Origin of the sequence: Burkholderia sp. HI2500, from assembly GCF_002223055.1 — a bacterium.
Classification (GTDB): domain Bacteria; phylum Pseudomonadota; class Gammaproteobacteria; order Burkholderiales; family Burkholderiaceae; genus Burkholderia.
In genome coordinates this window covers 456,597-482,431 of the sequence record NZ_NKFL01000005.1, presented here as the reverse complement: position 1 = coordinate 482,431, position 25,835 = coordinate 456,597, and the positions used below count along the sequence as shown (strand labels likewise).

The 25,835-nt window shown below is 67.6% G+C and carries 24 protein-coding genes and 1 tRNA gene; 10 read left to right on the top strand and 15 right to left on the bottom strand.

The annotated features are described in order from the left end of the window. Nucleotides 1–284: 284 nt before the first annotated feature. Complete coding sequence (locus tag CFB45_RS15125) at nt 285–1,064, bottom strand: DeoR/GlpR family DNA-binding transcription regulator (protein ID WP_006493999.1); 780 nt, start codon at nt 1,062–1,064, stop codon at nt 285–287. Nucleotides 1,065–1,287: 223 nt separating this feature from the next. On the opposite strand from CFB45_RS15125, the gene CFB45_RS15120 reads away from it, so the two are divergent. The 3 genes from CFB45_RS15120 to CFB45_RS15110 all read left to right on the top strand — a co-directional run bounded on the left by CFB45_RS15120 (nt 1,288) and on the right by CFB45_RS15110 (nt 4,660). Next, nucleotides 1,288–2,928 (top strand): gamma-glutamyltransferase family protein, encoded by a 1,641-nt coding sequence (locus CFB45_RS15120; RefSeq protein WP_089426648.1) that lies wholly within the window; start codon nt 1,288–1,290, stop codon nt 2,926–2,928. A 327-nt stretch (nt 2,929–3,255) separates the two neighbouring features. Beyond that, on the top strand, nt 3,256–4,083 hold the full coding sequence (locus CFB45_RS15115; protein ID WP_039360322.1) for a ferritin-like domain-containing protein: 828 nt from the start codon (nt 3,256–3,258) through the stop codon (nt 4,081–4,083). 70 nt (nt 4,084–4,153) lie between these two features. Continuing rightward, the gene (locus tag CFB45_RS15110) at nt 4,154–4,660 is read left to right on the top strand and encodes a hypothetical protein (RefSeq protein WP_089426270.1); all 507 of its coding nucleotides are present in this window, start codon (nt 4,154–4,156) and stop codon (nt 4,658–4,660) included. Here CFB45_RS15110 and CFB45_RS15105 read toward each other — a convergent pair. The 3 genes from CFB45_RS15105 to CFB45_RS15095 all read right to left on the bottom strand — a co-directional run bounded on the left by CFB45_RS15105 (nt 4,654) and on the right by CFB45_RS15095 (nt 8,319). Then, on the bottom strand, nt 4,654–6,102 hold the full coding sequence (locus CFB45_RS15105; RefSeq protein ID WP_089426269.1) for a DEAD/DEAH box helicase: 1,449 nt from the start codon (nt 6,100–6,102) through the stop codon (nt 4,654–4,656). The genes CFB45_RS15110 and CFB45_RS15105 overlap by 7 nt on opposite strands. A gap of 134 nt (nt 6,103–6,236) precedes the next feature. Beyond that, the gene (locus tag CFB45_RS15100) at nt 6,237–7,535 is read right to left on the bottom strand and encodes a c-type cytochrome (protein WP_089426268.1); all 1,299 of its coding nucleotides are present in this window, start codon (nt 7,533–7,535) and stop codon (nt 6,237–6,239) included. 19 nt (nt 7,536–7,554) lie between these two features. Then, on the bottom strand, nt 7,555–8,319 hold the full coding sequence (locus tag CFB45_RS15095; protein WP_046544481.1) for a c-type cytochrome: 765 nt from the start codon (nt 8,317–8,319) through the stop codon (nt 7,555–7,557). A 379-nt stretch (nt 8,320–8,698) separates the two neighbouring features. Here CFB45_RS15095 and CFB45_RS15090 point away from each other — a divergent pair, with 379 nt between their 5' ends. Next, entirely contained in the window at nt 8,699–9,631 is a 933-nt protein-coding gene (locus CFB45_RS15090) for a CopD family protein (RefSeq protein ID WP_089426267.1), read from the top strand. A 153-nt stretch (nt 9,632–9,784) separates the two neighbouring features. Here the strand turns inward: CFB45_RS15090 and dgoD are convergent, their stop codons facing one another. Beyond that, nucleotides 9,785–10,933 carry a galactonate dehydratase gene (gene dgoD, locus CFB45_RS15085; RefSeq protein WP_089426266.1) on the bottom strand — a complete coding sequence of 383 codons (1,149 nt, stop codon included), beginning with the start codon at nt 10,931–10,933 and terminating at the stop codon, nt 9,785–9,787. Nucleotides 10,934–11,096: 163 nt separating this feature from the next. Here dgoD and CFB45_RS15080 point away from each other — a divergent pair, with 163 nt between their 5' ends. Further along, nucleotides 11,097–11,780 (top strand): FadR/GntR family transcriptional regulator, encoded by a 684-nt coding sequence (locus CFB45_RS15080; protein ID WP_089426265.1) that lies wholly within the window; start codon nt 11,097–11,099, stop codon nt 11,778–11,780. A gap of 27 nt (nt 11,781–11,807) precedes the next feature. Here the strand turns inward: CFB45_RS15080 and CFB45_RS15075 are convergent, their stop codons facing one another. Then, a complete protein-coding gene (locus tag CFB45_RS15075) occupies nt 11,808–12,053 on the bottom strand; it encodes a DUF1272 domain-containing protein (protein ID WP_039359973.1) in 246 nt (81 codons plus the stop codon). A gap of 155 nt (nt 12,054–12,208) precedes the next feature. On the opposite strand from CFB45_RS15075, the gene CFB45_RS15070 reads away from it, so the two are divergent. Further along, nucleotides 12,209–12,556, top strand: a complete 348-nt coding sequence (locus CFB45_RS15070; RefSeq protein WP_089426647.1) for a GFA family protein — start codon at nt 12,209–12,211, stop codon at nt 12,554–12,556. A 34-nt stretch (nt 12,557–12,590) separates the two neighbouring features. Here the strand turns inward: CFB45_RS15070 and CFB45_RS15065 are convergent, their stop codons facing one another. Next, nucleotides 12,591–15,692 carry a transglycosylase domain-containing protein gene (locus CFB45_RS15065; protein WP_089426264.1) on the bottom strand — a complete coding sequence of 1,034 codons (3,102 nt, stop codon included), beginning with the start codon at nt 15,690–15,692 and terminating at the stop codon, nt 12,591–12,593. 424 nt (nt 15,693–16,116) lie between these two features. Between CFB45_RS15065 and CFB45_RS15060 the strand changes: the two genes are divergently transcribed. Then, nucleotides 16,117–16,509 (top strand): MAPEG family protein, encoded by a 393-nt coding sequence (locus CFB45_RS15060; RefSeq protein ID WP_089426263.1) that lies wholly within the window; start codon nt 16,117–16,119, stop codon nt 16,507–16,509. 155 nt (nt 16,510–16,664) lie between these two features. Then, the gene (locus CFB45_RS15055; RefSeq protein WP_048242675.1) at nt 16,665–16,949 is read left to right on the top strand and encodes a PAAR domain-containing protein; all 285 of its coding nucleotides are present in this window, start codon (nt 16,665–16,667) and stop codon (nt 16,947–16,949) included. Between the two features lie 58 nt (nt 16,950–17,007). On the opposite strand, the gene CFB45_RS15050 is transcribed toward CFB45_RS15055, so the two are convergent. Together CFB45_RS15050 and CFB45_RS15045 are read right to left on the bottom strand one after the other, a co-directional pair. After that, complete coding sequence (locus tag CFB45_RS15050; protein ID WP_089426262.1) at nt 17,008–17,319, bottom strand: cupin domain-containing protein; 312 nt, start codon at nt 17,317–17,319, stop codon at nt 17,008–17,010. Between the two features lie 67 nt (nt 17,320–17,386). Beyond that, the gene (locus CFB45_RS15045) at nt 17,387–18,070 is read right to left on the bottom strand and encodes a DJ-1/PfpI family protein (RefSeq protein WP_089426261.1); all 684 of its coding nucleotides are present in this window, start codon (nt 18,068–18,070) and stop codon (nt 17,387–17,389) included. 116 nt (nt 18,071–18,186) lie between these two features. Here CFB45_RS15045 and CFB45_RS15040 point away from each other — a divergent pair, with 116 nt between their 5' ends. Both CFB45_RS15040 and CFB45_RS15035 read left to right on the top strand, forming a co-directional pair. Continuing rightward, nucleotides 18,187–19,158 (top strand): GlxA family transcriptional regulator, encoded by a 972-nt coding sequence (locus CFB45_RS15040; RefSeq protein ID WP_089426260.1) that lies wholly within the window; start codon nt 18,187–18,189, stop codon nt 19,156–19,158. A 176-nt stretch (nt 19,159–19,334) separates the two neighbouring features. Continuing rightward, the gene (locus CFB45_RS15035) at nt 19,335–20,306 is read left to right on the top strand and encodes a LysR family transcriptional regulator (protein ID WP_089426259.1); all 972 of its coding nucleotides are present in this window, start codon (nt 19,335–19,337) and stop codon (nt 20,304–20,306) included. Between the two features lie 38 nt (nt 20,307–20,344). On the opposite strand, the gene CFB45_RS15030 is transcribed toward CFB45_RS15035, so the two are convergent. The 6 genes from CFB45_RS15030 to CFB45_RS15000 form a co-directional block, all read right to left on the bottom strand. After that, nucleotides 20,345–20,674, bottom strand: a complete 330-nt coding sequence (locus CFB45_RS15030) for a hypothetical protein (RefSeq protein ID WP_143329847.1) — start codon at nt 20,672–20,674, stop codon at nt 20,345–20,347. Nucleotides 20,675–20,692: 18 nt separating this feature from the next. Next, nucleotides 20,693–21,067, bottom strand: a complete 375-nt coding sequence (locus tag CFB45_RS15025; RefSeq protein ID WP_089426257.1) for a hypothetical protein — start codon at nt 21,065–21,067, stop codon at nt 20,693–20,695. Between the two features lie 171 nt (nt 21,068–21,238). Then, nucleotides 21,239–21,315, bottom strand: a tRNA-Met gene (locus CFB45_RS15020). Nucleotides 21,316–21,473: 158 nt separating this feature from the next. After that, nucleotides 21,474–23,132 (bottom strand): MFS transporter, encoded by a 1,659-nt coding sequence (locus CFB45_RS15010; protein ID WP_089426255.1) that lies wholly within the window; start codon nt 23,130–23,132, stop codon nt 21,474–21,476. Between the two features lie 236 nt (nt 23,133–23,368). After that, entirely contained in the window at nt 23,369–24,925 is a 1,557-nt protein-coding gene (locus CFB45_RS15005) for a sensor histidine kinase (RefSeq protein WP_089426254.1), read from the bottom strand. 17 nt (nt 24,926–24,942) lie between these two features. Next, complete coding sequence (locus CFB45_RS15000) at nt 24,943–25,671, bottom strand: response regulator transcription factor (RefSeq protein WP_041492943.1); 729 nt, start codon at nt 25,669–25,671, stop codon at nt 24,943–24,945. Nucleotides 25,672–25,835: the final 164 nt, after the last annotated feature.

Genomic DNA, 25,835 nt, shown 5'->3' with positions numbered 1-25,835 from the left:
AGTCAGCCCGCGCAGCCGGCGCACGGGCCGACGCGCGATACCCAGCGGGGTATGGCTTGGGGGGAAAGCTGTATTCGCCGGCCATGCCATTCGTCCGCGCCCTGGCACAGGCGGAACGGTCGAAATGGGCCGGGGAACTGGAGTCTAGTCGAGCGCGCGGGCAACGACAAATCGGGCCCCGTTAATTTTCCGTTTGACAGCCGAGCCACGCGCAAGCGGTTTGCTCGCAACGCCAACTTCTTGATTTCACTTGAAGTTTCGGGTGCGGTGCAGCATCGGAACCGTCACTCGGCGACGTACACCTGGGTGCCGGCGGCCGCGACGGTGTCGGCCATCTCGGGCGGCAGCGGCTTGTCGGTGAAGAGCGCGTGCACCTGGCTCAGGTGGCCTTGGCGCACCAGCGCGGGACGGCCGACCTTCGAATGGTCGGTCACGAGATAGACGGTGCGCGCATGCTGCATGATCGCCTCGGCCACGCGCACCTCGCGTGTGTCGAAGTCGCGCAGCGTGCCGTCGGCCTCGATCGCCGACGTGCCGATGATCGCGTAGTCGACCTTGAACTGGCGGATGAAGTCGATCGCGAGTTCGCCGACGATCCCCTTGTCCCACGGCCGCACGATGCCGCCCGTGATCAGCACCTCGCAGTCGGGGTAGCCGCTCATCATCGACGCGACGTTCAGGTTGTTCGTGATCACGTGCAGCCCGTGGTGGCGGTTCAGCGCGCGTGCGACTTCCTCGGTGGTCGTGCCGAGGTTGATGAACAGCGACGCCTGATCGGGAATGTGCGACGCCGCGAGCGCCGCGATGCGCCGCTTCTCGTCGTGGAACATCCGCTGGCGAGCGGTGTACGACACGTTCTCCGAGCTGGTCGGCAGGCTCGCGCCGCCGTGGTAGCGGCGCAGCAGGTTCAGGTCCGCCAGCCAGTTCACGTCGCGGCGGATCGTCTGCGGCGTCACCGCGAAGTGCGCGGCGAGATCGTCGACGGTCACGAAGCCGTCGCGCTGCACCCATTCGAGCAATTCCTGCTGGCGCGCGTTGAGGGTGAGGCGGGGATCTCGGGTCATGGCTCGATGGTCGTGTCGTGAGACGGAGCGGGTATTGTAAGGGCGGCAACGGCGTTAGGCCGGCCCGGCCCGCACGGTTGCCTGATATTCATGCGGAAATCGCATGGATTCATGTGACAAATGAATTTGTGCGATTGTGCCGATCGCGCTGCAATGGCGGATTGCCCGCGCACGCGGGGGGCGCGTCCGGCGCGATCATTCAGCTTTCGACGAGGTGGAACCGATGACTGGCTTCAACTGGCACAACCCGTATCCGACGACCCGCATCCCGGTGTTCGCGCGCAACGTCGTGTCGACGTCGCACCCGCTCGCCGCGCAGGCGGGGCTGCGGATGCTGTGGAAGGGCGGTAACGCGGTCGACGCGGCGCTGGCCGCCGCGGCCGCGATCACGGTCGTCGAGCCCGTGTCGTGCGGGCTCGGCGGCGACGCGTTCGCGCTCGTGTGGGACGGCGAGCGGCTGTCCGGGCTGAACGCGTCGGGCGTCGCGCCGGCCGCATGGAACGTCGACTATTTCCGCACGCGCCACGGCGACGCGGGTAACGGCATCGCGAACAAGCCGACGCGCGGCTGGGACACCGTCACCGTGCCGGGCGTGATCGCGGGTTGGGAAGCGCTGCATGCGAAGTTCGGTTCGCTGCCGTTCGCGGACCTGCTCGAACCGGCGATCGAGATCGCGGAGCGCGGCTATGCGGTGCCGCCGATCGTCGCGCACAAGTGGGCGGCCGCGGTGCCGGAACTCAAGGGGTTGCCGGGTTTCGCGGACACCTTCATGCCGCATGGCCGCGCACCGCAGGTGGGCGAGCGCGTGTGCCTGCCGGGCCATGCGCAGACGTTGCGCACGCTGCAGAAGGAAGGTGCGCGCGCGTTCTACGAGGGGGTGCTCGCCGAGCGCATCGCCGCGTTCTCCCGCGAAGGCGGTGGCGCGCTGACCGCAGCCGACCTGCAGGCTTACCGGCCCGAATGGGTCGAGCCGATCGGCAAGCGCTTCGGCCGTCACACGATCCACGAGATTCCGCCGAATGGGCAGGGCATCGCCGCGCTGATCGCGCTCGGGATCGCCGGGCATGCGGGCGTGACCGAGTGGCCAGTCGATTCGGTCGACTCGCAGCATCTGCAGATCGAGGCGATGAAGCTCGCGTTCGCCGATGTCTATCGCTACGTCGCCGATCCGCGCGCGATGGAAGTCACGCCCGAGCAGATGCTCGACGACGCGTATCTCGCCGAGCGCGCGAAACTGATCGACCCCGCGCGCGCGACGCACTTCGCCGCTGGCCGGCCGCATTCGGGCGGCACGATCTACCTGTCGGCGGCCGACGAGCGCGGGATGATGGTGAGCTTCATTCAGTCGAACTACATGGGCTTCGGCTCGGGGCTCGTCGTGCCCGGCACCGGCATCGCGCTGCAGAATCGCGGGCACGGCTTCTCGATGGACCCGGCTTCGCCGAACGTCGTCGCGGGCGGCAAGCGGCCGTTCCACACGATCATCCCGGCGTTCGTCACCGAGGAGGTCGAAGGCCGGACCGAGGCCGTGATGAGCTTCGGCGTGATGGGCGGCGACATGCAGCCGCAAGGACACCTGCAGACCGTCGTGCGGATGCTCGGCTACGGGCAGCAACCGCAGGCGGCCTGCGATGCGCCGCGCTGGAAGGTCAACCGCGACTTCACGCTCGACGTCGAGGCAACGATGCATCGCGCGACCGTCGATGGGCTGGCCGCACGCGGCCATACGATCAAGTCGATCGACGATCCTTACATGGATTTCGGTTCGGGGCAGTTCATCTGGCGTCTCGATCGCGACGATCGCGAGCGCGGCTACGTGGCCGCGAGCGACAGCCGGCGCGACGGTCTGGCGGCTGGTTTCTGACGGATTCCCGGCGACGTTCGCCGGCATGTCGTGTGCTTAGCGGGCGGCCGAATGGCCGCCCGTTTCGTTTGCGGCAAGCCGTATCACCGCGCGGGCGCAAGCGGTTTGAAGGACTCGTCTAACGAACGGCAACAGACGCCGTGGAACTGCGCTTGTCGGGTATGGTCAGTGCTTTGAAGCATGAACATCAAAGTCCGGCTAAGATGCCAGCATGGTTCGGCCGGACCAATCCACTATAAACGCAAGTAAAACGCCGCCTGCGGGAGGGCCGGCGCCTGTGCCGAAGGCATGGGCCGGCCTCCGCGCGACGACTGGGAGCGCACCACCATGGACACCAAAACGACGCATGTGATGCCGTGGCGAATCGAGGACATCGACCTGAACCGGATCGATCGTCAACGTGCCGCCGCGAACGAGGATCTGTTGCTGCTGCTGTGCGCGTCGTCGTTCATCGAAAGCGGCTCGGATCTCTACACGAGCAATCTGAGCCAGTTCTTCAACGACGATCCGGAAGTCTCCGCATGGCTCAACAATGCATGGGAGCACGAAGAATTGCAGCACGGGCGCGCGCTGAAGGCATACATCGCGCACGTGTGGCCGGAGTTCGACTGGGATACCGCGTTCGCGAACTTCTTCGCCGAGTATTCGCAGACCTGCAAGGTCGAGGCGTTCGAGAAGACCCGCGCGCTCGAGATGGTCGCGCGCTGCGTCGTCGAGACGGGCACGGCCACGCTCTATCGCGCGATCAACGAGTGCTCGGACGAGCCCGTGCTGAAGGAAATCACCGACAACATCCGCACCGACGAAGTGCGCCACTACAAGCACTTCTTCAAGTTCTTCAAGAAGTACAACCAGGTCGAAGGCAATGGCCGCCTTGCGGTGCTCGGCGCGCTGGCGCGCCGCGTGATGGAGATCAAGAACGAGGATTCGGAGATCGCGCTGCGCCACGTGTTCGCGGTGCGCTATCCGGATCGTGTCGGCGACAGCCAGTACAACCGCGAACGCGCCGCGCGCATCAGCACGCTCGTGCGGCGCAACCTGTCGGCCGACATGTGCGTGAAGATGCTGCTCAAGCCGCTCGACCTGCCCGCGAAGATCCAGCCGGGCGTTCACTATCCGCTCACGAAGATCACGCGGCACGTGTTCCTGCGCTGAGCGCCGCGGCGCGGCCCGACGCGCGTATGCTGCGGCTCTTCATCCGCTTATCCATCGGGGCCACGCCATCATGACCGATACCCATCGCCACGCGCTCGAACAATGGACGTTCGATGCGTGGCCGCCGGCCGTCGTCTCGTTGTTCGACGGTACCGCGCTCGAGCGTCATGCCGACCTCGCCGCATCGTTGATCGTCGCGACCGACGATGGCCAGTTGCGCACGACGCTGCTCGGCGTCGGCGAAATCTATGCACACGATGCGCGCACGCTGCTGCTGGCGCTCTGGCCGCAATCGCGTGCGGCGCGCGCGATCGCGCAACGGCGGTCGGCCGCGTTGACGCTGGTCGCGGACGGCGCGTTCTTTCAGGCGCAATTGAGAATGGCGCCGCTCGAAGGAGATTTCGGCGGACTGGCCGGATTCGCTGCGACGATCGCGCACGGCGATGCGCAGCGGGTCGGCTATGCGCGTCTCGCGACAGGTGTCACGTTCACGCTGGAAGGGGAGCGCACCGAGGTGCTCGCGCGCTGGCAACGCCAGGTCGAGCACCTGCGGCGCGCAGCCGCACGGCTTCAGTGACCGCGCTGGCCGCTGCGCGACGAGCGGTTGCGGTTCGCGTGCGCGGCATTGCCGTTCGCCGGGCGTGCGCTGTTGCCGCCACCGGCCGGACGCCCGCCGTTGCCGCCGGCGCCGCCTTGCCCTTGCGTGCGCGGCTTCGCGGCCTTCTGCTGGGTCGCCTTCGGTTGCGCATTGCCGTCGCGTTTCGCGGCCGGCTGGCCTGAGCCGCCTGCGCGCGGCTGGCGATTGCCACCGCCGCCGCCACCGCCGCGCGGCTGCTGCTGCCCGCGGCGCTGCTGGATCGGCTCCGGCTTCGCGTTCGGATCGGGTTCGAAGCCCGCGATCACTTCCTGCGGAATCTCGCGCTTGATCAGCCGCTCGATGTCGCGCAGCAGCTGCTTCTCGTCGACGCACACGAGCGACACGGCTTCGCCGGTCGCGCCCGCGCGGCCCGTGCGGCCGATCCGGTGCACGTAGTCTTCCGGCACGTTCGGCAGGTCGAAATTGACGACGTGCGGCAGCTGGTCGATGTCGATCCCGCGCGCGGCGATGTCGGTCGCGACGAGCACCTGCAGCGTGCTGTTCTTGAACTCCGCCAGCGCGCGCGTGCGGGCCGACTGGCTCTTGTTGCCGTGGATCGCCATCGCGCTGATGCCGTCCTTCGTCAGCTGCTCGGCGAGCCGGTTCGCGCCGTGCTTCGTGCGCGTGAACACGAGCACCTGGAACCAGTTGTGTTCGCGGATCAGGTGCGTGAGCAGTTCGCGCTTGCGGTCGCGGTCGACCGGGTGGATCTTCTGCGCGACGCTTTCGGCGGTCGTGTTGCGGCGTGCGACCTCGATCAGCGCGGGCGAGTCGAGCAGGCTGTCGGCGAGCGCCTTGATCTCGTCGGAGAAGGTGGCCGAGAACAGCAGGTTCTGGCGCTGCGGCGGCAGCTTCGCGAGCACGCGCTTGATGTCGTGAATGAAGCCCATGTCGAGCATCCGGTCGGCTTCGTCGAGCACGAGGATGTCGAGGTCCGACAGGTCGATCGTCTTCTGCTGCATGTGATCGAGCAGGCGGCCCGGCGTCGCGACGACGATGTCGACGCCGCGCTTGAGCGCATCTATCTGCGGATTGATGCTGACGCCGCCGAACATCACGGTCGAGCGCAGCTTCAGGTACTTGCTGTACGCACGGACGCTTTCCTCGACCTGGGCGGCGAGTTCGCGCGTCGGCGTGAGGATCAGCGCGCGCACTGCGCGCTTCGCGCCGCGATGTTCCGCATAGAACGTATGCAGGCGTTGCAGGATCGGCAGCGTGAAGCCGGCGGTCTTGCCGGTGCCCGTTTGCGCGCCGGCGAGCAGGTCGCCGCCGCCGAGGACGGCCGGGATCGCCTGTTGCTGGATCGGGGTCGGCGACGTGTAGCCGAGCTCGTTGACCGCCTTGACCAGCGGTTCGGCCAAGCCGAGAGATTCGAAAGACATAGATACCACTCTTCAGTTTTATGATCGGCGACGTCGCGCGCGGCCCGCGCGGGAAGTGACATCGCAAAATGCAAAATGCAAAAGGGCGCGGCCGCGGTTTCCCGCAGCCGCGCCCCGTTTGTGTCAGCCGCTTCTTAGTCGAGCGGCGCGGAACGCAGGTCGCTCACCTGTTGCGGCGAGATCGGCGTACCGTTGTTGCCCCACGATACCCGGATATACGTGACGACCGCCGCAACTTCCTGGTTCGACAGCGACTGCGCGAACGGCGGCATCCCGTACGGACGCGGATTCTTGAACGTGCTCGGCGGATAGCCACCGTTCAGCACCATGCGGATCGGGTTGACGGCCGATTCCATCATGATCGAGTGGTTGCCCGCGAGCGGCGGATACGCCGGCGGCTTGCCCGCGCCGTTTTCGGCGTGGCAGGTCGCGCAGTTGTCCGCGTAGATCTTCTTGCCCTGGTCGAACAGCGCGTTGCCGAACTGCTTCGACGGCTCGTACTGCATGTTCTTCGGCGCTTCAGCCTTCTGCGGGATCGACTTCAGGTACGTCGACATTGCGCGCGTATCTTCGTCGGTCATGTACTGCAGGCTGTTGTGGACCACGTCCGCCATCGGGCCGAACACCGCGCCCTTCTGCGACACGCCGGCCTGCAGCAGGTCGGACAGCTCCTGCACGTGCCAGTCGCCGAGGCCGAGTTCCTTGTCGTTCGTCAGCGACGGCGCATACCAGTTCTGCAGCGGGATCAGGCCGCCGGCAAACGCCGAGCCCGTCACCGGGCCGCCCATCATGTTGATCGACGTGTGGCACATCGAGCAGTGGCCGAGGCCTTCGACGAGGTACGCGCCGCGGTTCCATTCGACCGACTTGGTCGGATCCGGCTTGTATTCGCCTTCCTTGAAGAACAGCGTGCGCCAGCCGATCAGCAGGTTGCGGTTGTTGAACGGGAACTTCAGTTCATGCGGACGGCTCGGCACCGACACCGGCGCGACCGAGCGCAGGTACGCGTAGATCGCGTCCGAATCCGCACGCGTGACCTTCGTGTAGCTCGCGAACGGGAAGCCCGGGTAGAGCAGGCTGCCGTCCTTCGAACGACCGGTGTGCATCGCGCGGTAGAAGTCGTCCGACGTCCACTTGCCGATGCCATCCTTGTCGTCCGGCGTGATGTTCGGCGTGTACATCGTGCCGAACGGCGTCGCCATCGGCAGGCCGCCCGCGAACGACTTGCCGCCGCGCACGGTGTGGCACGCGATACAGTCGCCGACGCGCGCGAGGTATTCGCCCTTCTTGATCAGCGCGGCCTGGTCGGCCGGCGTGGCCGCGACGGCGGAAGCGCCGTGCAGCGTGTCGTTGCCCGGCCACAGGACCGGCACGAGAGCGGCAGCCGCGACGATCGCGACGGCCGAGAGTGCAAACAGGGACTTGCGTTTCATTGTGTCTGTCTCCCTTGCCTTATTGCGGTTCGCTGCCGCAGGCGAGCGGAGTCTTCATCGAACGCGCCGGAGCCGGCACGGGGTTGGCGGGCGCCGGTTGCGCGGCAAGCCATGCGGTCACGGCCGTCACGTCTTCGTCGGAAAGCTTCGACGCGACTTCATGCATGCAGTCAGGCGCCTTCGCGTGACGGTTGCCCGAACGCCATGCACCGATCTGCGCGCTCAGGTAGTCGGCGTGCAGGCCGACCAGGCCCGGGATCGCCGGCTGCATGCCGGTCAGCGTCGCGCCGTGGCAGGCCACGCAGGCCGGCAGCTTGCGGGACGGGTCGCCTTGCGTGACGAGCTGCTTGCCGCGCGCGAGCGTCGCGGCCGGCAGCGTCGGCTTCGCCGGCGCCGGGTACGGCGGGCGTTCGGCCGAGAAGTGCTCGGCCATTTCACGCAGGTAGTCGTCGTTCAGGTACGTCAGCAGGTAGTTCATCGGCGGGTACTTGCGCCGGCCGTCACGGAAGTTGACGAGCTGGTTGTACAGGTACTCGGCCGGCTTGCCGGCAAGACGCGGGAAGTAGTCGTTGTCCGTGCCCTGGCCATGGACGCCATGGCAGGCCGTACAGCCGCGCACACGCTCGGCCATGGTATCGGGTGCCTTGAGCGGCGCCTGCTGGGCGTGCGCTTGCTCCGTGGGCTTGGTCTGCGCTTGGGCAGCGCTCATAAGGCCCGCGCTGCCGAACATCAGTACGGCGAGCAGCGGACGGAAGAGGCGTCTTGAAGACACACGAGACTCCATGTTTATTCGACGGGGACCTGTTGTCCGGGCTACGATCGGCTCGGCGCATGACGGCAGGGCAGCCGGGCTGCTGCGACGCGGCATTCTATCATCGATGGGTAATGACGGCTATTTGGCAAAAGGACATCGGTTCCTGTCCGTTTGCGACTTGCGACAATTTGACGCGCATTGCGACGTGTCGGTGTGAACCGGCGTGCGTTTTCACCATCGAAGACCGTACACTCGCGGGTCGCGCGGCGCCGCCTCCGCCGCAGGTCCAGTCATTTCTCCCGTTTCCGGATTCATCGATGACGTTTTCTACCGTGCCGTTGCCTTCCTCACGCTGTCCATCCCGTTGCTGCCATCTCGTCGGCCTGCCGCTGTCGGGAGGGTGTGCGCGATGAAGTTCGACAGCTTGTGGATCGGTCAGGTCGCGCTCGCGGCACTGATGGACGCGGCGTTCGCGATGGCGGTCGGCTCGGCGCTGCTCAAGGCATGGCTCGGCAAGGACGGTGCGCGTCCGGTCGTCGCGCCGTCGCACTCCGCGTGGCTGCGCGCGCAACATTCGCTGGTCGCGGCGGCGCTGGCGCTGGTGCTCGCGGATCTCGGCTGGCTCGTCTACGAGGCCGCGACGATGAGCGGGGCGGGGCTCGGCGGCGCGTTCGCCGCGATTCCCGTGATGCTGATGCAGACGCATACGGGCTTCGCGTGGAGCGTCGCGTTCGCCGGCGCCGTGGTGCTCGCGATCGTCGCGCTGGCGAAGCCGGAGGGCCCGGCCGCGCACGCGGTGCTGTGGCTCGCGGTGATCGTGGTCGCGGCCGGCAAGGCGTCGCTCGGCCATGCGGCCGATACGGGTGCGCTGTCCGCGGCGGTCGGCGTGCAGACGCTGCACCTGCTCGCGACGGCCGTGTGGGGTGGCCTCGTGCTCGCGGGCGGGCTCGCGGTGCTGCCGGCGCTCGGGTCGTCGGTCGCGCGCGGCGCGCTGATCCGCATCGGCCAGCATCTGTCGCGCACGTCGATCATCGCGGTCGTCTTCGTGCTCGGCACTGGCGCGCTCAATGCGATCCGCGGGCTCGGCGGTTCGCTCGCACCGCTCGACGGCAGCACGTGGGGGCGCGTGTTGCTGCTGAAGCTGCTGCTCGTCGCGCTCGCGCTCGTGCTCGGCGGCCTGAACCGCTTCGCGGCGCTGCCGCGCCTGCGCCGCACCGCGTCGACCGAGGATGCGCACACGTTCCGCAACATCCTGCATCTCGAGGCGCTGACGATGATCGGCGTGTTCGTCGCAGCCGCCGTGCTGTCGTTCAGCGTGCCGGGGTTCGCGGCACTCGGCTGACGGCAGGGCGCGCGCGGCGCGGCGCAAGGCCGCCGTCGCGCACCCGGCACGTGCCGGGCCCCGCACCGCGCATGCAAAAACGGCTGCCTGCTGGCAGCCGTTCTCGAATCGATACTTGCCGCGCGCGCCGAAGCCGCACGCCGCGCATCGCGCTCACCACTCGGCGACGCTGCCGTCCTCGTGACGCCACACCGGGTTGCGCCAGCGGTGCCCCGTCTTCGCCATCTCGCGCACCTTCTCCTCGTTCACGTCGATGCCGAGCCCCGGGCCCTGCGGGATCGCGACGAAGCCGTCCTCGTAGCGGAACACCTCGGGGTTGCGCAGGTAGTCGAGCAGGTCGTTGCCCTGGTTGTAGTGGATGCCGAGGCTCTGCTCCTGGATGAATGCGTTGTAGCTGACCGCGTCGAGCTGCAGGCACGCGGCGAGCGCAATGGGCCCAAGCGGGCAGTGCAGCGCGAGCGCGACGTCGTAGCTCTCCGCGAGCGTCGCGATCTTGCGGCACTCGGTGATGCCGCCCGCGTGCGATGCGTCGGGCTGGATGATGTCGACGTAGCCGCCTGCGAGGATGTGCTTGAAATCCCAGCGCGAGTAGAGCCGCTCGCCGAGCGCGATCGGCGTGTTGGTCTGGTTGACGATGTCGCGCAGCGCCTCGGCGTTCTCCGACAGCACCGGCTCCTCGATGAACATCAGCTTGTACGGATCGAGTTCCTTCGCGAGCACCTTCGCCATCGGCTTGTGCACGCGGCCGTGGAAGTCGACGCCGATCCCGACGTGCGGGCCGACCGCATCGCGCACCGCCGCGACGTTCGCGATCACCTGCTCGACCTTGTCGTAGGTGTCGACGATCTGCAGCTCCTCGGAGCCGTTCATCTTCACGGCCTTGAAGCCGCGCTCGACCACCGCGCGCGCATTGTTCGCGACGTCGCTCGGCCGGTCGCCGCCGATCCACGAATACACCTTGATGCGATCGCGCACCTGGCCGCCGAGCAGCGCGTGGACGGGCACGCCGTGATGCTTGCCCTTGATGTCCCACAGTGCCTGGTCGACGCCCGCGATCGCGCTCATCGTGATCGGGCCGCCGCGGTAGAAGCCCGCACGGTACATCACCTGCCAGTGATCCTCGATCAGCAGCGGGTCGCGGCCGACGAGGTAGTCGGCCAGCTCCTGCACGGCAGCCTCGACCGTGTGCGCGCGGCCCTCGACGATCGGCTCGCCCCAGCCGACGATGCCCTCGTCGGTTTCGATCTTGAGAAACAGCCAGCGCGGCGGGACGACGAAGGTTTCGAGGCGGGTGATTTTCACGGTGCGAGTCTCCAGGGTTGACCAGCGCGGGCAGTCGGGCGCGGCGCGCAGTCGCGTGCTTTCGCGGTTATCCTAGCGCAGTCCGATAAAAAATAGTATTAATAGCACTATTGTGCAGATAGTGGGCAGCCGGCACGCCCGGGTACTCGCATAACGGAGAACGATCATTCGACGCGACCTGCATGGACAAACGGCCTTCCGGCTCGCCACGGCGATCCTGCGCGGCGACTACCCGCCCGAGTCGCTGCTGCCGAGGGAACCCGACCTGATGGTGATGTACGGCGTGAGCCGCACGGTGATGCGCGAGGCGCTGCGTACGCTCACGTCGAAGGGGCTCGTCGAGTCGCGGCCGAAGATCGGCACGCGCGTGCGGCCGCGCGGCGTCTGGAACCTGCTCGACGCCGACCTGCTCGACTGGTACGCGCGTGTCGCGCCGCCGATCGCGTTCGCGCTGAAGCTGCAGGAGATGCGCGAGATGGTCGAGCCGTACGCGGCCGCGCTCGCCGCGCGCATGCATACGCCGGAGACGTTCGACGCGATCGACGGCGCGGCGCGCGCGATGGCCGCCGCGCGCAACGTCGACGAATGGGTGCGCGCCGACCTGCGCTTTCACCTGAGCGTGCTCGAGGCCGGCGGCAACGAACTGCTGGTGCCGCTCGGCACGCTGATCGATCGCACGCTCGAGGCGCAACTGCATCTGAATGCGCGCCGCGCGGACGTATACAACGCGTCGCTCGCCGAGCACATGGCCGTCAGCGACGCGATCCGCGTGCGCGACGAGGACGGTGCGCGCCGCGCGATGGCCGCGCTGCTCGCGGTGACGCGCGCCCGGATCGAGATGTCGTGACGGGAGGGGCGGGGCAGTGCGGCGCCGTCAGGCGTTCGCGCAGCCGCCCGGCTTGTGGATGCGTTCGGTGGACGCCGGGTACTTCGCGAGCAGGCTCGCCGGCCGCCGCGGGCGCGCGACCAGGTCGCCGCCGCAGTTCGGGCAGCGGCCCTTCAGCACGTCGTCGGCGCAGGTCGCGCAGAACGTGCATTCGAACGTACAGATGCGTGCATCGGCCGAATCGGGCGGCAGGTCCTTGTCGCAGCATTCGCAGCCGGGGCGCAGTTCGAGCATGACGGTTTTCCTTGGTTTGGACAGGGTCGGGACGGGTGCCGCACGGACATTGCATGCGGCGCATGTGCGCGCTACTGTACCCGCTTGGATCGGCCCGGCCAACGGTGTTCCGCCGGGGCGCCGTCGATGCGCACGGGCCGCACCGGGAGACGACCATGCTTTATCGCGGAAGCTGTCACTGCGGTGACGTGAAGTTCGAGGCGGAAGGCGACCTGCAGGGCGTGATGGCGTGCAACTGCTCGATCTGCCGGCGCAAGGGCGCGCTGATGTGGTTCGTGCCGCGCGACCACATGACGCTCCTCACGCCCGACGACCATCTCGCCACCTACACGTTCAACAAGCACGTGATCCAGCACCGCTTCTGCAAGCGCTGCGGGATTCACACGTTCGGCGAGGGCGTCCACCCGAACGGCACCGCGATGGCCGCGATCAACGTGCGCTGTCTCGAGGATGTCGATATCGACGCGCTGCCGATCACGCACTACGACGGCCGCTCGCATTGAGCGGCGCGCCGGCGCATGAACGGACGCGTGGCCGTCAGGACGGTTGCGCGGTCGCGGCGCCCGGCGCGGGCGTTTCCGCCTGCGGGGCGGGGCCCGCGGTGCGCGTGCCGGCCGGGCGCTCGATCAGCGGCGCGAGCGCCGGCGCCATCGACTTCAGCAACTGCACGGCCATCGCGCTCGTGAAGTCGTAGCGTGCGGCATACGGTTCGTGCGCCGTTGCGGTCAGGACCCCGAAGAACCGGTCGCCGAGCACGAACACGAAGGTGCCGCTGCGGTTCACCTTGCGCGACTCGATCAGCCGCGCGCCGCGCGCATAGACGTTGAAGCGCTGGTCGCCCGTCCCCGTCTTGCCGTACACGTCGAGCGTCTTGCCGTCGGGCAGCGTGAAGCCGCCCGCGAGGCGGCGCGCGGTGCCGTTGAGCACGACGTCGCGCAGCAGCGTGTGCGCCACGTTGACGATCTCCGGCGACAGCATCGGCTGCGGCTGGGCGGCCGCGCGCACGAAGCGCGTTTCGTACGGCGTGCCCTTCGCGAAGTCGAGCCGCGTGATCGTCTCGGTCGGCGCCTTCTGACCGCCGTTCGCGATCAGGCCGATCAGTTTCGCGAGTGCGTCGGGCTGGTCGCCCGATGCGCCGATCGCGGCCGCGTACGACGGCGTGACTTCCGCGAACGGGTAGCCGAGCGCGCGCCACGACTTCGTGATTTCCGCGTACGCGCGCAGCTCGACCATGCGGCGGATGCGGCGGTCCTGGGTCGCGTGGTAGCGCGTCTTGTACAGCCACGAGTACGTGTAGAAACGCGCGTCGCGGCTCTCGCGCTGGACATCGGCGAGCGACGCTGCCGGATGCGCGCGCAGGTAGTTGAGCGTCCACAGCGCGAGCGGATGCACGCTCGCGATATAGCCGCGATCGTTGAGGTTGAAGCGTTCGATCGCGTACTTCGCGTAGAGCCTGGCGAGATCGTCGTCGGACAGCGTCGCGGCCGGCGTGCCCTTCAGTTGCACGCGCATCTGCGCATCGAACCACGCGAGCGATTCGTTCGGTGCGACGCTGCGCAGCACCGTCGCGATCTTCGGCGGCGATTTGCGCACGTCCTTCAGCATCAGCGCGAGCGCGTCGTCAGGTGCCTTGCCCGCATAGCGCGTGTAGTAGCGCTTCACGTAGACCTGGCTTTCGCCGTCGACGAACTGCTGCAGGTAATGCCGGCGCTGCTCCGGATCGCCGAGCCACGATGACGACGGGCCGGCCGCCTGCAGCGTCTCGTAGTGGACGATGTCGCGCATCAGCCGCACGAACACGAGGTTGACCGAATGCTCGAACGCCTTGTGCAGCGTCAGGATGCGGCCGTTGTCCGACTTCTCGAAGTTCGAGAACACCTGCGCGCCGCCGCCCGTGTAGAACACGTCCGGGCTCGCCGAATACTTGCGTTCGACGGCCGCGTCGAGCATCGCCTGCAGCGAGCGGTCGCGCGTATGCGACAGGTAGTCGAGCGCCCAGCGCGACAGCCCGTCGATCGGGTCGGGCTTCACGCGCGCCAGCTCCGCGTTCGACAGGTTCGCGTAGCGCGCATGCAGGTCGGACACGATCTGCAGGTACGTGATCAGCGTGCGCAGCTTCGCGGTCGAGCCGAGGTTGATGCGGCCGCCGCGATTCACGTCGAACGGCTCGTTCACGCTGTCGGTCTGCACGCGCAGCAGGTTCGCGCCGTTGCGGTGTTCGTACAGCGTGAAGCTGTACGTGAGGTGCGACGGGTCGTCCTTCGGCGCGAGCATCTCGAAACCGTACAGGCCGGCCTTCTGCGCCCCGTCGCGCGTCGACGCCTGCGCGAGCCGTTCGGCGACCGCCTGCTGCACGCCGTTGTCGAGCGTGCTGGTCGCCTGCAGGTCGAACTGGTCGAGCTGGTACAGGTCGCTGATGCCGAGCGCCGACAGCAGCGACGCGCGCGCGGACGTCACGGCCTTGCGCGACACGAACGACTGCACGTGCGCGGCGGCCGGCGGCGCGCTGCGTTCGATCTGCGCGGCAAGCGCGGCGTCGCGCAGCGCGGGCGAGATCACGCCGCCGTTCGACAGCAGCCGCAGGTAGCTGTCGGTCAGCTTCTGCAGCGCCGGGTAGCCGCGGTTGAGGAAGTACGACGGTGCGCGCTGCGCGATGATCAGCGACAGCACCTCGCGGAACGTCTTGCCTTGCTCGTCGACGTTGTCGCCGGTCGTCGGCGCGGACAGGATCCGGTTCACGTCGTTGAAGTCGCGGCCGTACCACGCGGCGAGACCGTCGCCGATGCCGGTGATTTCGCCGATATGCGGCCGTGCGGCGAGCGGCACCGAGTTCAGGTAGCGCACGACGATGGTGCGGCGTGCGAGCATCGTCTGCGGGCCGTTCAGGTACGCGCGCACCGACGCGGACGCGATCTGCCGCAGCTTCTCGGGCGGCGTCGCGGTGCGGCCCTCGGGCGAATGGCGGAACTTCTCGATCTGCGTCGCGAGCGTGCTGCCGCCCGGGCGCGCCTGGTGGCGGTTGACGACGTGCAGCGCCTGGTCGGCGACCGCGCGGCCGAAGCGCCCCCAGTCGATCGCCGGGTTGCGGTTCGGTTCGTTCGCATCGAGCAGGTAGCGATCCTCGATGAACAGCAGCGAATCGGCCACCACGCGCGGCACCAGGTCGAAGTCGGCGTAGACGCGCTGCGGGAACACGGTCGCGAACAGCGGCGCGCCGGTCGAGTCGAACAGCATCAGGCCCGCCTGGTCCTTTTCTTCAAACGGGAGGAACAATCCGCGCTCGCCGAGCGACAGCATTCGCTGCGAATCGCGCGCCTGCTTGCCGACGACGAAGCCGCGCGCGAGCAGCCGCTCCTGGAACGCCGGAATCATCGCGTAGCCGAGGCGCTGGTCGTAGGGGCCGTTCGCAGGGAAGCGGATGTGATCGCTCGGGCCCGTCTCGACCGTGTAGCCGACGTCGCGGGTGAGCTCGGACAGGTAGTGCGCCTGCAACCGGGACGTTTCGATCTCGCTCTGCACGAGTCGCGCAACGATCGCCACGGCGATCAGCAGCGCGGCCAGCAAAGACCACTTGACCCACGTCCAGACCGATGCGGGACCGGTCACGCGCGGCAGGATACGATTCAGCGGCCGATTCATGGCGGCGTCTCCCTGAAGGCGCGGGCTCCGGCCGCACCCCATTAAGGATTAGTGTAGTCCTCCGCAGCGGGCTGCCAAGGACGTTCACTACCGAGATGCGTCGACGCAACGCGCATGCCTGCGACGCGCTGTAACCCGCGTTGTGTTGCGATGGTGCATGCCGTCGCATGCGTAACGTTTGCGCGTTTCGTGCCGGGATGTCCGTGTGCTGGGGTGGGTCAGCGGGCAGGCCCGGACGGCGCGGCAGGCGGGGGAGATGCACCGGTTTCGTGCGGTACGGCGGCGCGACAATTGGGATCGGAACCCGACCGTAAAATTGTGTCCGCCGCACGACGATGCTGCGGGTTTCCGTGATGGTCGCGCGTGTCGGTCACGGGTACGATCATTGGCTATGCGGCGCATTTCTGCGTTTGCCGGGAGTCCCATGCCGATCCACCCCGTCGCGCTCGTTTGCACGGCCATCCTCGGGCTGCTGCTGTTCGGGCTCGGGCTCGTCGTGTCCGTCACGCGCTTCCGGTGCACCACCGGTTCCGGGTGTGCGGCCGATCCCGCGAACGGGTTGCACAAGATCGTGCGCGCGCACGGCAACACGGCCGAATACGCGCCGTTTCTCGCGGTGCTGTTTCTCTATTTCGGTACACACGATCCATCGCGCGCGATCCTGACGCTGATCGTCGCGGCGACCGCGTGCCGCTGCCTGCTCGTGATCGGCCTGCTTGCCTGGCCGACGATGGCCGACCCGAATCCCGCGCGTTTCGTCGGCGCGCTCGGCACGTATCTGTGCGGTGCCGCGCTGTGTTTCGCGCTGTTCGTCTGAATGGCGGCGCCGGCAGCATACGGCACGAGCTCTGATCCGGGGGGCGGCTGAGGCGCGCGGTGATATGCTCGCGGGACGCCCGCGATCGACGGGCAGATTCCGACTGCCTGCGCGCTGCCGCGTTGCACGGCATTTCCGAGGGAAGAACCGACAACATGAGCCGCAAATTCATTCTGAAGGGCGACACGACCGACCACGGCGGCGTCGTGCTCGAAGGGATCGCCAATTCGTCGTTCGACGGACGCGAACTCGCCTATCTCGGCGCGCCGGTGTTCTGCGCCGCCTGCAAGTCGCCGGGCGTGATCGTGTCCGACGGCGGCGAGCGGACGATGACCGTGATGGGCAAGGTCGTCGCGCTCGAACACGACCTGTGCCAGTGCCTGTGCACGCCGCAGCCGAAGCTGATCGCGTCGCAGGCCACCGGGACGATCACCGGGTGAAACCCGCCGCGCGGAGGCGGCTGCCATCCGCGCGGCATCGACGCCCGGCCGCTGGCCGTCAGACGCTGCCTTCGGTTTCGATCACGAGGATGCGTGCTTCACCGAGCGGATGCGCGACGTGCTCGGTGCCGGCCGATGCGTGGAACACGTCACCCGTTTCGAGCACTGTCGCGTGCTCGACGCCCGCTTCGCGATAGCGCATCTCGACGCGGCCGTCGAGCACCGCGAACACTTCCTCGCCGTCGTTGACGTGCCACCGATACGGCTGGTTGGTCCAGTGCAGGCGGACCGTGATGCCGTTCAGGTTCGCGATGTCGAGCGCGCCCCATGCGCGATCCGCCGTGAACGCGGCGCTGCGGATGATGTTCATCGATGGGTTCTCCGGCGGGGATGCGCGTCGTCTGCCAGTCTTCGAGTCAATTTTCTGGTGTCCGCATTCAGCGCGACCTCGCGCGCAGCGCCTGTTCGATCGTCGCCTTGCGCGTTGCGAAACCGGCGGCCGACCGTTCGGTGACGCGCTTCACGACCGCTGCCGGTGCGGTGTCGGGCGAACCGGCGTCGAACGGCGGTGCCGGCGCGTACTCGAGTTGCAGCTGGATCGCCTGCGCTTCTTCTTCGCCGGCCAGCTCCGCGGCGATCGTCAAGGCGAAGTCGATGCCGGCCGTGACGCCGCCGCCCGTGATCAGGTTGCCGTCGCGTACCACGCGCTCGCGCACCGGCACCGCGCCGAGCGTTTCGAGCAGCGAGTGGAACGCCCAGTGCGTCGTCGCGCGCCGCCCGCGCAACAGGCCGGCCACGCCCAGCAGCAGCGCACCCGTGCACACCGACGTCACGTAGCGCGCGGCGGCCGCGCGCTGCTGCACGAACGCGATCGTTTCGGCATCGAGCAACAGCGCGTTGATCCCGATCCCGCCCGGAATGCAGATCACGTCGAGCGGCGGACAGTCGTCGAACGTGCAGGTCGGCGCGAGCGCGAGTCCGCTGCTCGATGCGACGGAGTCGCGCGACTTCCCGACCAGATGAACGGTGGCGTCGGGCACCGACGCGAGCACGTCGTGCGGGCCGGTGAGATCGAGTTGCTGGACGCCTGGAAACACGAGAAAGCCGATATGCAGGGTCATGCGAAGACTCCGATTGGATGGGGGCGGGCCGTAGCCGGCACGGGATGGACAGGTCGATTCTAGGCGCGTAGTGTTTGGCGAAATTGCCATATCACCCACGTTTTCAGCCAATCGCCATGCCTGCCACCCCGCGTTCGATCCTGATCCTCGCGTTTCCTCGTGCCCAGCTGCTCGACGTGTCGGGGCCGCTGCAGGTGTTTGCGTCCGTCAACGAGCTGGCGCAGGAGCGCGGCCAGCCGGCGCCGTATGCGCCGCGCGTTATCGCGGCCGAGGCGGGGCCCGTCGAGACGTCGTCGGGCCTGGTCGTGATGGCGGAATCGCTGCGCTCGGCGGTGCGCCATCCGGACACGCTGATCGTCGCCGGCGGCAAGGGCGTGCATGCGGCATCGAAGGATGCGCGGCTGGTGCGCTGGGTGCGGCAGCAGGCGGCGCGCACACGGCGCGTGGCATCGGTCTGCACCGGCGCGTTCCTGCTCGCCGAGGCCGGCTTGCTCGACGGGCGGCGGGCGGTCACGCACTGGGCGCGCTGCGAAGAATTCGCGGCACGCTATCCGAATGTGCGCGTCGAATCCGATCCGATTTTCATCCGCGAAGGTGCGTTGTGGACGTCGGCCGGCGTGACGGCCGGCATCGATCTCGCGCTCGCGCTGGTCGAGGAGGATCTCGGGCGCGCGACCGCCCTCGACGTCGCGCGCGAACTCGTCGTGTTCCTGAAGCGTCCGGGCGGGCAGGCCCAGTTCAGCACGATGCTGTCGATGCAGCGCACCGACGACCGGTTCGGCGAACTGCACGCATGGATGGCCGAGCACCTGGCGGCCGACCTGTCGGTGCCCGCGCTGGCCGAGCGCGTGCGCATGAGCGAGCGCAGCTTCGTGCGCCACTACCGCGCCGGAACCGGCCGCACGCCCGCGCGAGCGGTCGAGCAGATCCGCGTCGAGGCCGCGCAACGCCTGCTCGGTGAAACGGCATGGCCCGTCAAGCGGATCGCCGCGCGGTGCGGCTTCGGCTCGGAGGAGACGCTGCGCCGCTGTTTCGTGCGCGTGCTGGGCGTGTCGCCGCAGGGGTATCGCGAGCGATTCGTGCGGTAACGCGCGGCGTGCGACCGGCGGGGCCGGAACGATCGCCGCGTGGGACTGAACGGAAATCGATCGCTTTCCAGTCCGAAACGCCGAAACTATTCAGGATCGGAGAACAATGGGTGGGGACTTGTGCCGCGCGCGTCGCGCGCTCTATTCTGTTTCGTTGGCGATTCGAAGGGGGCAGCATGGACCGAATCCAGGCAATGGAAGTTTTTACCCGTGTGGTCGACGCGAACAGCTTCACGCGCGCGGCCGACACGCTCGCGATGCCGCGCGCGTCGGTGACGACCATCATCCAGAATCTCGAGGCGCTGCTCGGCGTGCGCCTGATGCACCGCACGACGCGCCGGCTGTCGCTGACGCCGGAAGGTGCGGCGTACTACGAGCATTGCATGAAGATCATCTCGGAGATCGCGGAGGCCGACGCGAGTTTCCAGACCGGCAACCGCAAGCCGAGCGGCGTGTTGCGCGTTCACATGCCGAGTTCGCTCGGGCGGCGCATCGTGCTGCCGTCACTGTCGATTTTCCGGCAGCGCTATCCGGACATCACGCTCGAACTGGGGCTCTCCGACCGTTACGTGGATCCGGTCGAGGAGGGGATCGACTGCATGATCCGGGTCGGTCCGCTCGAGGATTCGTCGATGGTCGCGCGGCGGATCGGGATGCTGAAGCGCGTGACCTGCGCGTCGCCCGACTACCTCGCGCGTCACGGCGAGCCGCACGAGATTGCCGATCTCGCCGACCACCACGCGGTGAATTTTCGGTCGAGCCACGGCGCGCGGGCAATTCCGTGGGTGTTCATGATCGACGGCAAGCCGTTCGAGGTGCGGATGAACGGGAGCGTCACGGTCAACGATTCGGATGCCTATGTGACGTGCGGGCTCGAAGGGTTCGGGATGATCCAGCCGACGCTGTTCATGGTGCTGCCGCACCTGCTCGACGGCTCGCTGGTCGAGGTGCTGCCGGACTGCAATCCGAAGCCGAAGCCGATTTCGATCGTCTATCCGCATAATCGGCATCTGTCGCAGAAGGTGCGCGTGTTCGCGGACTGGATCGCGGAGGTGTTCGAGTCGACACCGTCGCTGGAAGGTGGGGAGAACTGGCGCGGGCGGGTGGGGGTGCAGGCCCGAGAGCCGCGCAGCTCGGTAGCGGCGTAGCCTTGAGCGGCGAGACCGGCCGAGCGAGTCGCGCCCGATCAGGTCGGCAGCATGCCGATGCGCGGATTCAGGCACGCATAGACGAGGCTGAAGGCGAGCAGCGCGAACAGCAGCGACGTGACGATGCGGGCGACCGTGCGTGTGCGTTCGATCCGGATGAAGAGCGTGCTGCCGACGAGCATCAGCGCCACGCCGATGTAGAAGCTGTTGGCGAATTTGCCTAGGTCGCGTTCGACGAGGCTGTCCGCGAAGCTCATGTAGTCGTAGCTCAGCAGGCGATGCAACTGGTCGGGCGTCGACAGGTTGACGAATGTGCCGGCGACGAACACGAGCCCGATCAGCGTGAGCAGCGTGGCAATGACGATCATGATGCGCCGCTTCATCGGTCAGCCCACGTTGTAGAACGCCTGGATCTGCGCGTTGACGAGCACGATCAGCATGACGAAGGCCCAGCCGAGCAAGAGCGCGAAGCGCCTGCGGCTGCGATGGGCGTCAAGTGCAAACAGCGCGGCCATGGCGTTGAGTGAGGCCAGCACCAGTACGTAGAAGCGGCTGGCGAACAGGTCAGCCTCAGGGATCGCGCGGTCGGCGTGATTGACCCAGTGATAGGTGATCGGTTTGAGGGCGAGGCCTTCGCCGATCACGGCGGGGTCGAGCAGGCGGGAGAGCGTCGGCGCACCGGCACCGGTATAGCAAAGCCCGACCGCCACAAGTGCGAGGGCGGCGGTGCGCCATGGCTTGTCGGGGATGCTCGGGATCATCGGGTGACGTCGGCCGTGTACTGGACGGCGTCATTGTGCCTTCGAAGCAGGGCGGCGGTGTTGATGCGCGACTCAGGCGGCGCGAAGGTCGGCTCGTGAAAGCGGAACCGGCGCATCGGAAGATGCAAATGAAAAAGCCGCTGTTTCTTTCGAAACAGCGGCTCTCGCATTTGGTGGCGAATCAGGGATTCGAACCCCGGACCTGCGGATTATGATTCCGTCGCTCTAACCGACTGAGCTAATTCGCCGAAGACTTGAATTATGTCGATCGGACGGTCGGCTGTCAATACCTTTTTCCATCTTTCCCGAAAAAAGTTGCCGGCGGCCCGTGTCGACCTTCATTGCGGGCGGGAGCCGGTCCCCGGAAGGAGGCCTTCCGCCGACCGTCCCCGCTGCGCACCCGCCATCAATCCTGCGCGTAGATGTTCGAGTCCTTCGTCTCCTTGACGAACAGCAGGCCGATCACGAACGTGGCCAGCGCGATCACGATCGGATACCAGAGGCCCGAGTAGATGTTGCCCTTCGCCGCGACGATCGCGAACGCGGTGGCCGGCAGGAAGCCGCCGAACCAGCCGTTGCCGATGTGATAGGGCAGCGACATCGACGTGTAGCGGATCCGCGTCGGGAACATCTCGACCAGCATCGCCGCGATCGGGCCGTAGACCATCGTCACGTAGATCACGAGGATCGTCAGGATCACGATCGTCATCGGCCAGTTGAGCTGCGCCGGGTCGGCCTTCGCCGGGTAGCCGGCCGATTTCAGCGTCGACGCGAGCGTCTTGTCGAACGCCGCGCCCTGCGCCTTCGCGTCGGCCGCCTTGCCTTCATAGGCGGGGATCACCGTGTCGCCGACCTTGATCTGGGCCGTCGCGCCAGCCGGTGCCGCGACGTTCTCGTAGTTCAGGCCGGCCTTCGCGAGCGCGCTCTTGGCGACGTCGCACGAGTTCGTGAACTTCGACGTGCCCACCGGGTTGAACTGGAACGAGCAGGCGGCCGGATCGGCGATGACCGTGATCGGCGCCTTCTGCGTCGCGACCTCGAGCTGCGGGTTCGCGTAGTGCGTGAGCGCCTTGAACAGCGGGAAGTAGGTCAATGCCGCGATCAGGCAGCCCGCGAGGATGATCGGCTTGCGGCCGATCTTGTCCGACAGCGAACCGAAGAACAGGAAGAACGGCGTGCCGATCAGGAGCGCGATCGCGATCAGGATGTTCGCGCTCGCACCATCCACCTTCAGCGTCTGCGTGAGGAAGAACAGCGCGTAGAACTGGCCCGTGTACCACACGACGGCCTGGCCGGCAGTCAGGCCGACGAGCGCGAGGATCACGATCTTCAGGTTCTTCCACTGGCCGAACGCTTCGGTCAGCGGCGCCTTCGACGTCTTGCCTTCCGCCTTGATGCGCAGGAACACCGGCGATTCGTTCAGCTGCATCCGGATCCACACCGACACCGCTAGCAGCAGGATCGACGCGACGAACGGCACGCGCCAGCCCCAGCTGCCGAACGCTTCCTCGCCGATGAACGTGCGCACGCCGAGGATCACGAGCAGCGACAGGAACAGGCCGAGCGTGGCGGTCGTCTGGATCCACGCGGTGTAGAAGCCGCGACGGTTGGCCGGCGCATGCTCGGCGACGTAGGTCGCCGCGCCGCCGTACTCGCCGCCGAGCGCGAGGCCCTGCAACAGCCGCATCGCGATGAAGATCACGGGGGCGGCGATGCCGATCGACGCGTAGCCGGGCAGGAAGCCGACCACGAACGTCGAGATGCCCATGATCACGATCGTCACGAGGAACGTGTGCTTGCGGCCGACGAGGTCGCCGAGGCGGCCGAACACGATCGCGCCGAACGGCCGCACCGCGAAGCCGGCCGCGAAGCCGAGCAGCGTGAAGATGAAGGCGGCGGTTGGATTGACGCCGGAGAAGAAACTCTTGCTGATGTAGGCCGCGAGCGAGCCGGCCAGGTAAAAGTCGTACCACTCGAACACGGTGCCGAGCGACGACGCGAAGATCACTTTCTTCTCTTCGCCCGTCATCGGCGAGTGGGAAATTTGCCCGCCTAACGTTGCCATGAGTCGTCTCCAAGTCCCTTGATATAGATGTGCGGCCGCCTTGGGTGGACGGGCCTGTCGAGGATTATTGGTACGGAAACTTACGGCCGACTGACTCGCGCGTGCAAAACGACTGCAGGTTAACCCGCGCCGAATCGGTGGCTTTGTGAGCTCATCGTGCTACGAAGTGCTTTGATTGTCTGGTAAATCGTCGATTTCGACTCAATCGCGGCGTGCTGCGGCGGCGCCCATCAGGGTTAATCCGGGGCGGTTTCGGCCAGCGGCAGGCTGACGCGCACGAGCGTGCCGGCGAGGCGCGGTGCGTGCTGGTAGACGTGATCGTCGAGCGTCAGCGTGCCGCCGTGCTGCGTGGCGATCTCGCGCACGATCGCGAGCCCGAGGCCGCTGCCGTCGCCTTCGCGGCCGAGGATCCGGTAGAAACGCTCGACGACGCGCTCGCGTTCGGCGGCCGGGATGCCCGGCCCGGTGTCCTCGACTTCGAGATGCACGAGCCGCGCCGCGGGCTCGGCGCGCACGCGCACCGTGATGCGGCCGCCGTCCGGCGTGTAGCGGATCGCGTTGTCGATCAGGTTGCCGAGCATCTCGCGCAGCATCACCGGATTGCCGTCGACGTCGAGCGGCCCGTCGTCCGGCGGGTCCGGCGGGCCTTCGTAGCCGAGATCCATCCGTTTCGCGAGCGCGGCCTGTACCCAGTCGCGCACCGCGCGCCGCGCGAGCGTGGCGATCTCGACCGGCTCGAACGTCAGCCCGCTCGCGCGGTTCTCGGCGCGCGCCAGCGCAAGCAACTGCGTGACGAGCCGCGCGGCCTGCTCGGAGCTCGTCGCGATCTGCTCGAGCGAGCGCTGCACGTCGGGCGGGACGGGGTGGCGCAGCGCGAACTCGGCCTGCGTGCGCAGGCCCGCGAGCGGTGTCTTCATCTGATGGGCGGCGTCGGCGATGAAGCGCTTCTGCAGCGCCATGTTCTGTTCGAGGCGGGCGAGCAGGTCGTTGAACGACGTGACGAGCGGCTCGATCTCGGGCGGCGCGCGCTGCGCCTCGACGGGCGACAGGTCGTCGGGCCGCCGCGCGCGGATGTGCGCCTGCAGCGCGTTGAGCGGCGCGAGCCCGCGCGACAGCCCGAACCAGACCAGCAGGATCGCGAGCGGCAGGATCACGAACTGCGGCAGGATCACGCCCTTGATGATGTCGTTCGCGAGCGCGTTGCGCTTGTCCAGCGTTTCGCCGACCTGCACGAGCACGGGCTGCGGGCTGCCCGCTTGCGGCAGCGCGACCGTCGTATAAGCGACGCGCACGTCGTTGCCGCGCAGCAGGTCGTCGCGAAACATGACGACGCCCGGCGGCGGGCGGTCCTCGTCGCGCGGCAGCGGCATGTCGGCTTCGCCCGCGACCAGCTCGCCGCGTGTGCCGAGCACCTGGAAGTACACGCTGTCGACGTTGTCCGCGCGCAGGAAATCGCGGGTCTGCTCCGGCAGCGTCAGCTCGGCGACACCGTTCACCGGATGGATCTGCCGCGCGAGCACATAGGCGTTGGTCTCGAGCGCGCGGTCGAACGGGCCGTTCGCGATCGTCTTCGCGACCAGATAGGTGACGGCGATGCTCATCGGCCACAGCAGCAGCAGCGGCGCGAGCATCCAGTCGAGGATCTCGCCGAACAGCGAGCGCGGGCGCGGCGCCTCGGGCGCATCGGTTTCGTCGGGCGGCGCGAACGGGTTCTCGTAGCGCGCGTCGCGCGCTTCGTCGGCGGCCGACGACGGCGCGCCGGTCGGATGGCGGGTAGGGGCCGGCGTGGCCATCGCGGCGACGCCCGGGTTCAGCGCAACGGCGTGCCGGCCACCGCGGGCTGGGGCGCTGCCGTGTCGGCCGGCGCGGCGGGCGCGACCTTCTCGAGGCAATAGCCGAGGCCGCGCACGGTCGAGATCCGTACGCCGCTGGGTTCGATCTTCTTGCGCAGCCGGTGCACGTAGACTTCGATCGCGTTGTTGCTGACTTCCTCGCCCCATTCACAGAGATGGTCGACGAGCTGCTCCTTCGACACGAGCCGGCCGATCCGCTGCAGCAGCACCTCGAGCAGGCCGAGCTCGCGGGCGGAAAGGTCGAGCACGTGATCGTTCGCATACGCGATCCGGCCGACCTGGTCGAACGCGAGCGAGCCATGGCGCACAACGGTCGGGCCGCCGCCCGCGCCGCGCCGGGTCAGTGCGCGCACGCGCGCCTCGAGCTCGTTGAGCGCGAACGGCTTGGCCATGTAGTCGTCGGCGCCGAGGTCGAGCCCCTTCACGCGCTCGTCGACGCTGTCGGCGGCCGTCAGGATCAGCACGGGGAGGTTGGAATTGCGGGCGCGCAGGCGCTTGAGCACGTCGAGCCCGGGCATTTTCGGGAGCCCGAGATCGAGGATCAGCAGGTCGAATGTCTGCATCGACAGCGCGGTATCGGCGTCGACACCGGTCTTCACGTGGTCGACCGCATAGCCCGATTGGCGGAGTGACCGGGTGAGGCCGTCCGCGAGTATGCTGTCGTCTTCCGCGATGAGAATTCGCATGGTGCTGACCGATGGCCGGCAGGGCGTTCGCGCCGGCCGGCTGTCTCCGAAGTTATTCGTGTACAACGCTCTGCATTGCGGGCTTGCACAAAACACTGTTTTTTTATACAGTGTCTGCATTCGTGGGCAGCGCTTGAAAGCGGGCGCGCCTCTAACAGACGCTG

Coding starts and splice junctions, on each gene's coding strand:
- CFB45_RS15075 (WP_039359973.1), bottom strand. CDS start 12,053: ATGCTCGAACTGCGCCCCGGCTGCGAATGCTGCGACAAGGACCTGCCG.
- CFB45_RS15100 (WP_089426268.1), bottom strand. CDS start 7,535: ATGAAACGCAAGTCCCTGTTTGCACTCTCGGCCGTCGCGATCGTCGCG.
- CFB45_RS15060 (WP_089426263.1), top strand. CDS start 16,117: ATGCCGATCCACCCCGTCGCGCTCGTTTGCACGGCCATCCTCGGGCTG.
- CFB45_RS15050 (WP_089426262.1), bottom strand. CDS start 17,319: ATGAACATCATCCGCAGCGCCGCGTTCACGGCGGATCGCGCATGGGGC.
- CFB45_RS15125 (WP_006493999.1), bottom strand. CDS start 1,064: ATGACCCGAGATCCCCGCCTCACCCTCAACGCGCGCCAGCAGGAATTG.
- CFB45_RS15110 (WP_089426270.1), top strand. CDS start 4,154: ATGACCGATACCCATCGCCACGCGCTCGAACAATGGACGTTCGATGCG.
- CFB45_RS15070 (WP_089426647.1), top strand. CDS start 12,209: ATGCTTTATCGCGGAAGCTGTCACTGCGGTGACGTGAAGTTCGAGGCG.
- CFB45_RS15040 (WP_089426260.1), top strand. CDS start 18,187: ATGCCTGCCACCCCGCGTTCGATCCTGATCCTCGCGTTTCCTCGTGCC.
- CFB45_RS15035 (WP_089426259.1), top strand. CDS start 19,335: ATGGACCGAATCCAGGCAATGGAAGTTTTTACCCGTGTGGTCGACGCG.
- CFB45_RS15005 (WP_089426254.1), bottom strand. CDS start 24,925: ATGGCCACGCCGGCCCCTACCCGCCATCCGACCGGCGCGCCGTCGTCG.
- CFB45_RS15120 (WP_089426648.1), top strand. CDS start 1,288: ATGACTGGCTTCAACTGGCACAACCCGTATCCGACGACCCGCATCCCG.
- CFB45_RS15115 (WP_039360322.1), top strand. CDS start 3,256: ATGGACACCAAAACGACGCATGTGATGCCGTGGCGAATCGAGGACATC.
- CFB45_RS15025 (WP_089426257.1), bottom strand. CDS start 21,067: ATGATCCCGAGCATCCCCGACAAGCCATGGCGCACCGCCGCCCTCGCA.
- CFB45_RS15065 (WP_089426264.1), bottom strand. CDS start 15,692: ATGAATCGGCCGCTGAATCGTATCCTGCCGCGCGTGACCGGTCCCGCA.
- CFB45_RS15095 (WP_046544481.1), bottom strand. CDS start 8,319: ATGGAGTCTCGTGTGTCTTCAAGACGCCTCTTCCGTCCGCTGCTCGCC.
- CFB45_RS15090 (WP_089426267.1), top strand. CDS start 8,699: ATGAAGTTCGACAGCTTGTGGATCGGTCAGGTCGCGCTCGCGGCACTG.
- CFB45_RS15055 (WP_048242675.1), top strand. CDS start 16,665: ATGAGCCGCAAATTCATTCTGAAGGGCGACACGACCGACCACGGCGGC.
- CFB45_RS15045 (WP_089426261.1), bottom strand. CDS start 18,070: ATGACCCTGCATATCGGCTTTCTCGTGTTTCCAGGCGTCCAGCAACTC.
- CFB45_RS15105 (WP_089426269.1), bottom strand. CDS start 6,102: ATGTCTTTCGAATCTCTCGGCTTGGCCGAACCGCTGGTCAAGGCGGTC.
- CFB45_RS15000 (WP_041492943.1), bottom strand. CDS start 25,671: ATGCGAATTCTCATCGCGGAAGACGACAGCATACTCGCGGACGGCCTC.
- CFB45_RS15010 (WP_089426255.1), bottom strand. CDS start 23,132: ATGGCAACGTTAGGCGGGCAAATTTCCCACTCGCCGATGACGGGCGAA.
- CFB45_RS15030 (WP_143329847.1), bottom strand. CDS start 20,674: ATGATCGTCATTGCCACGCTGCTCACGCTGATCGGGCTCGTGTTCGTC.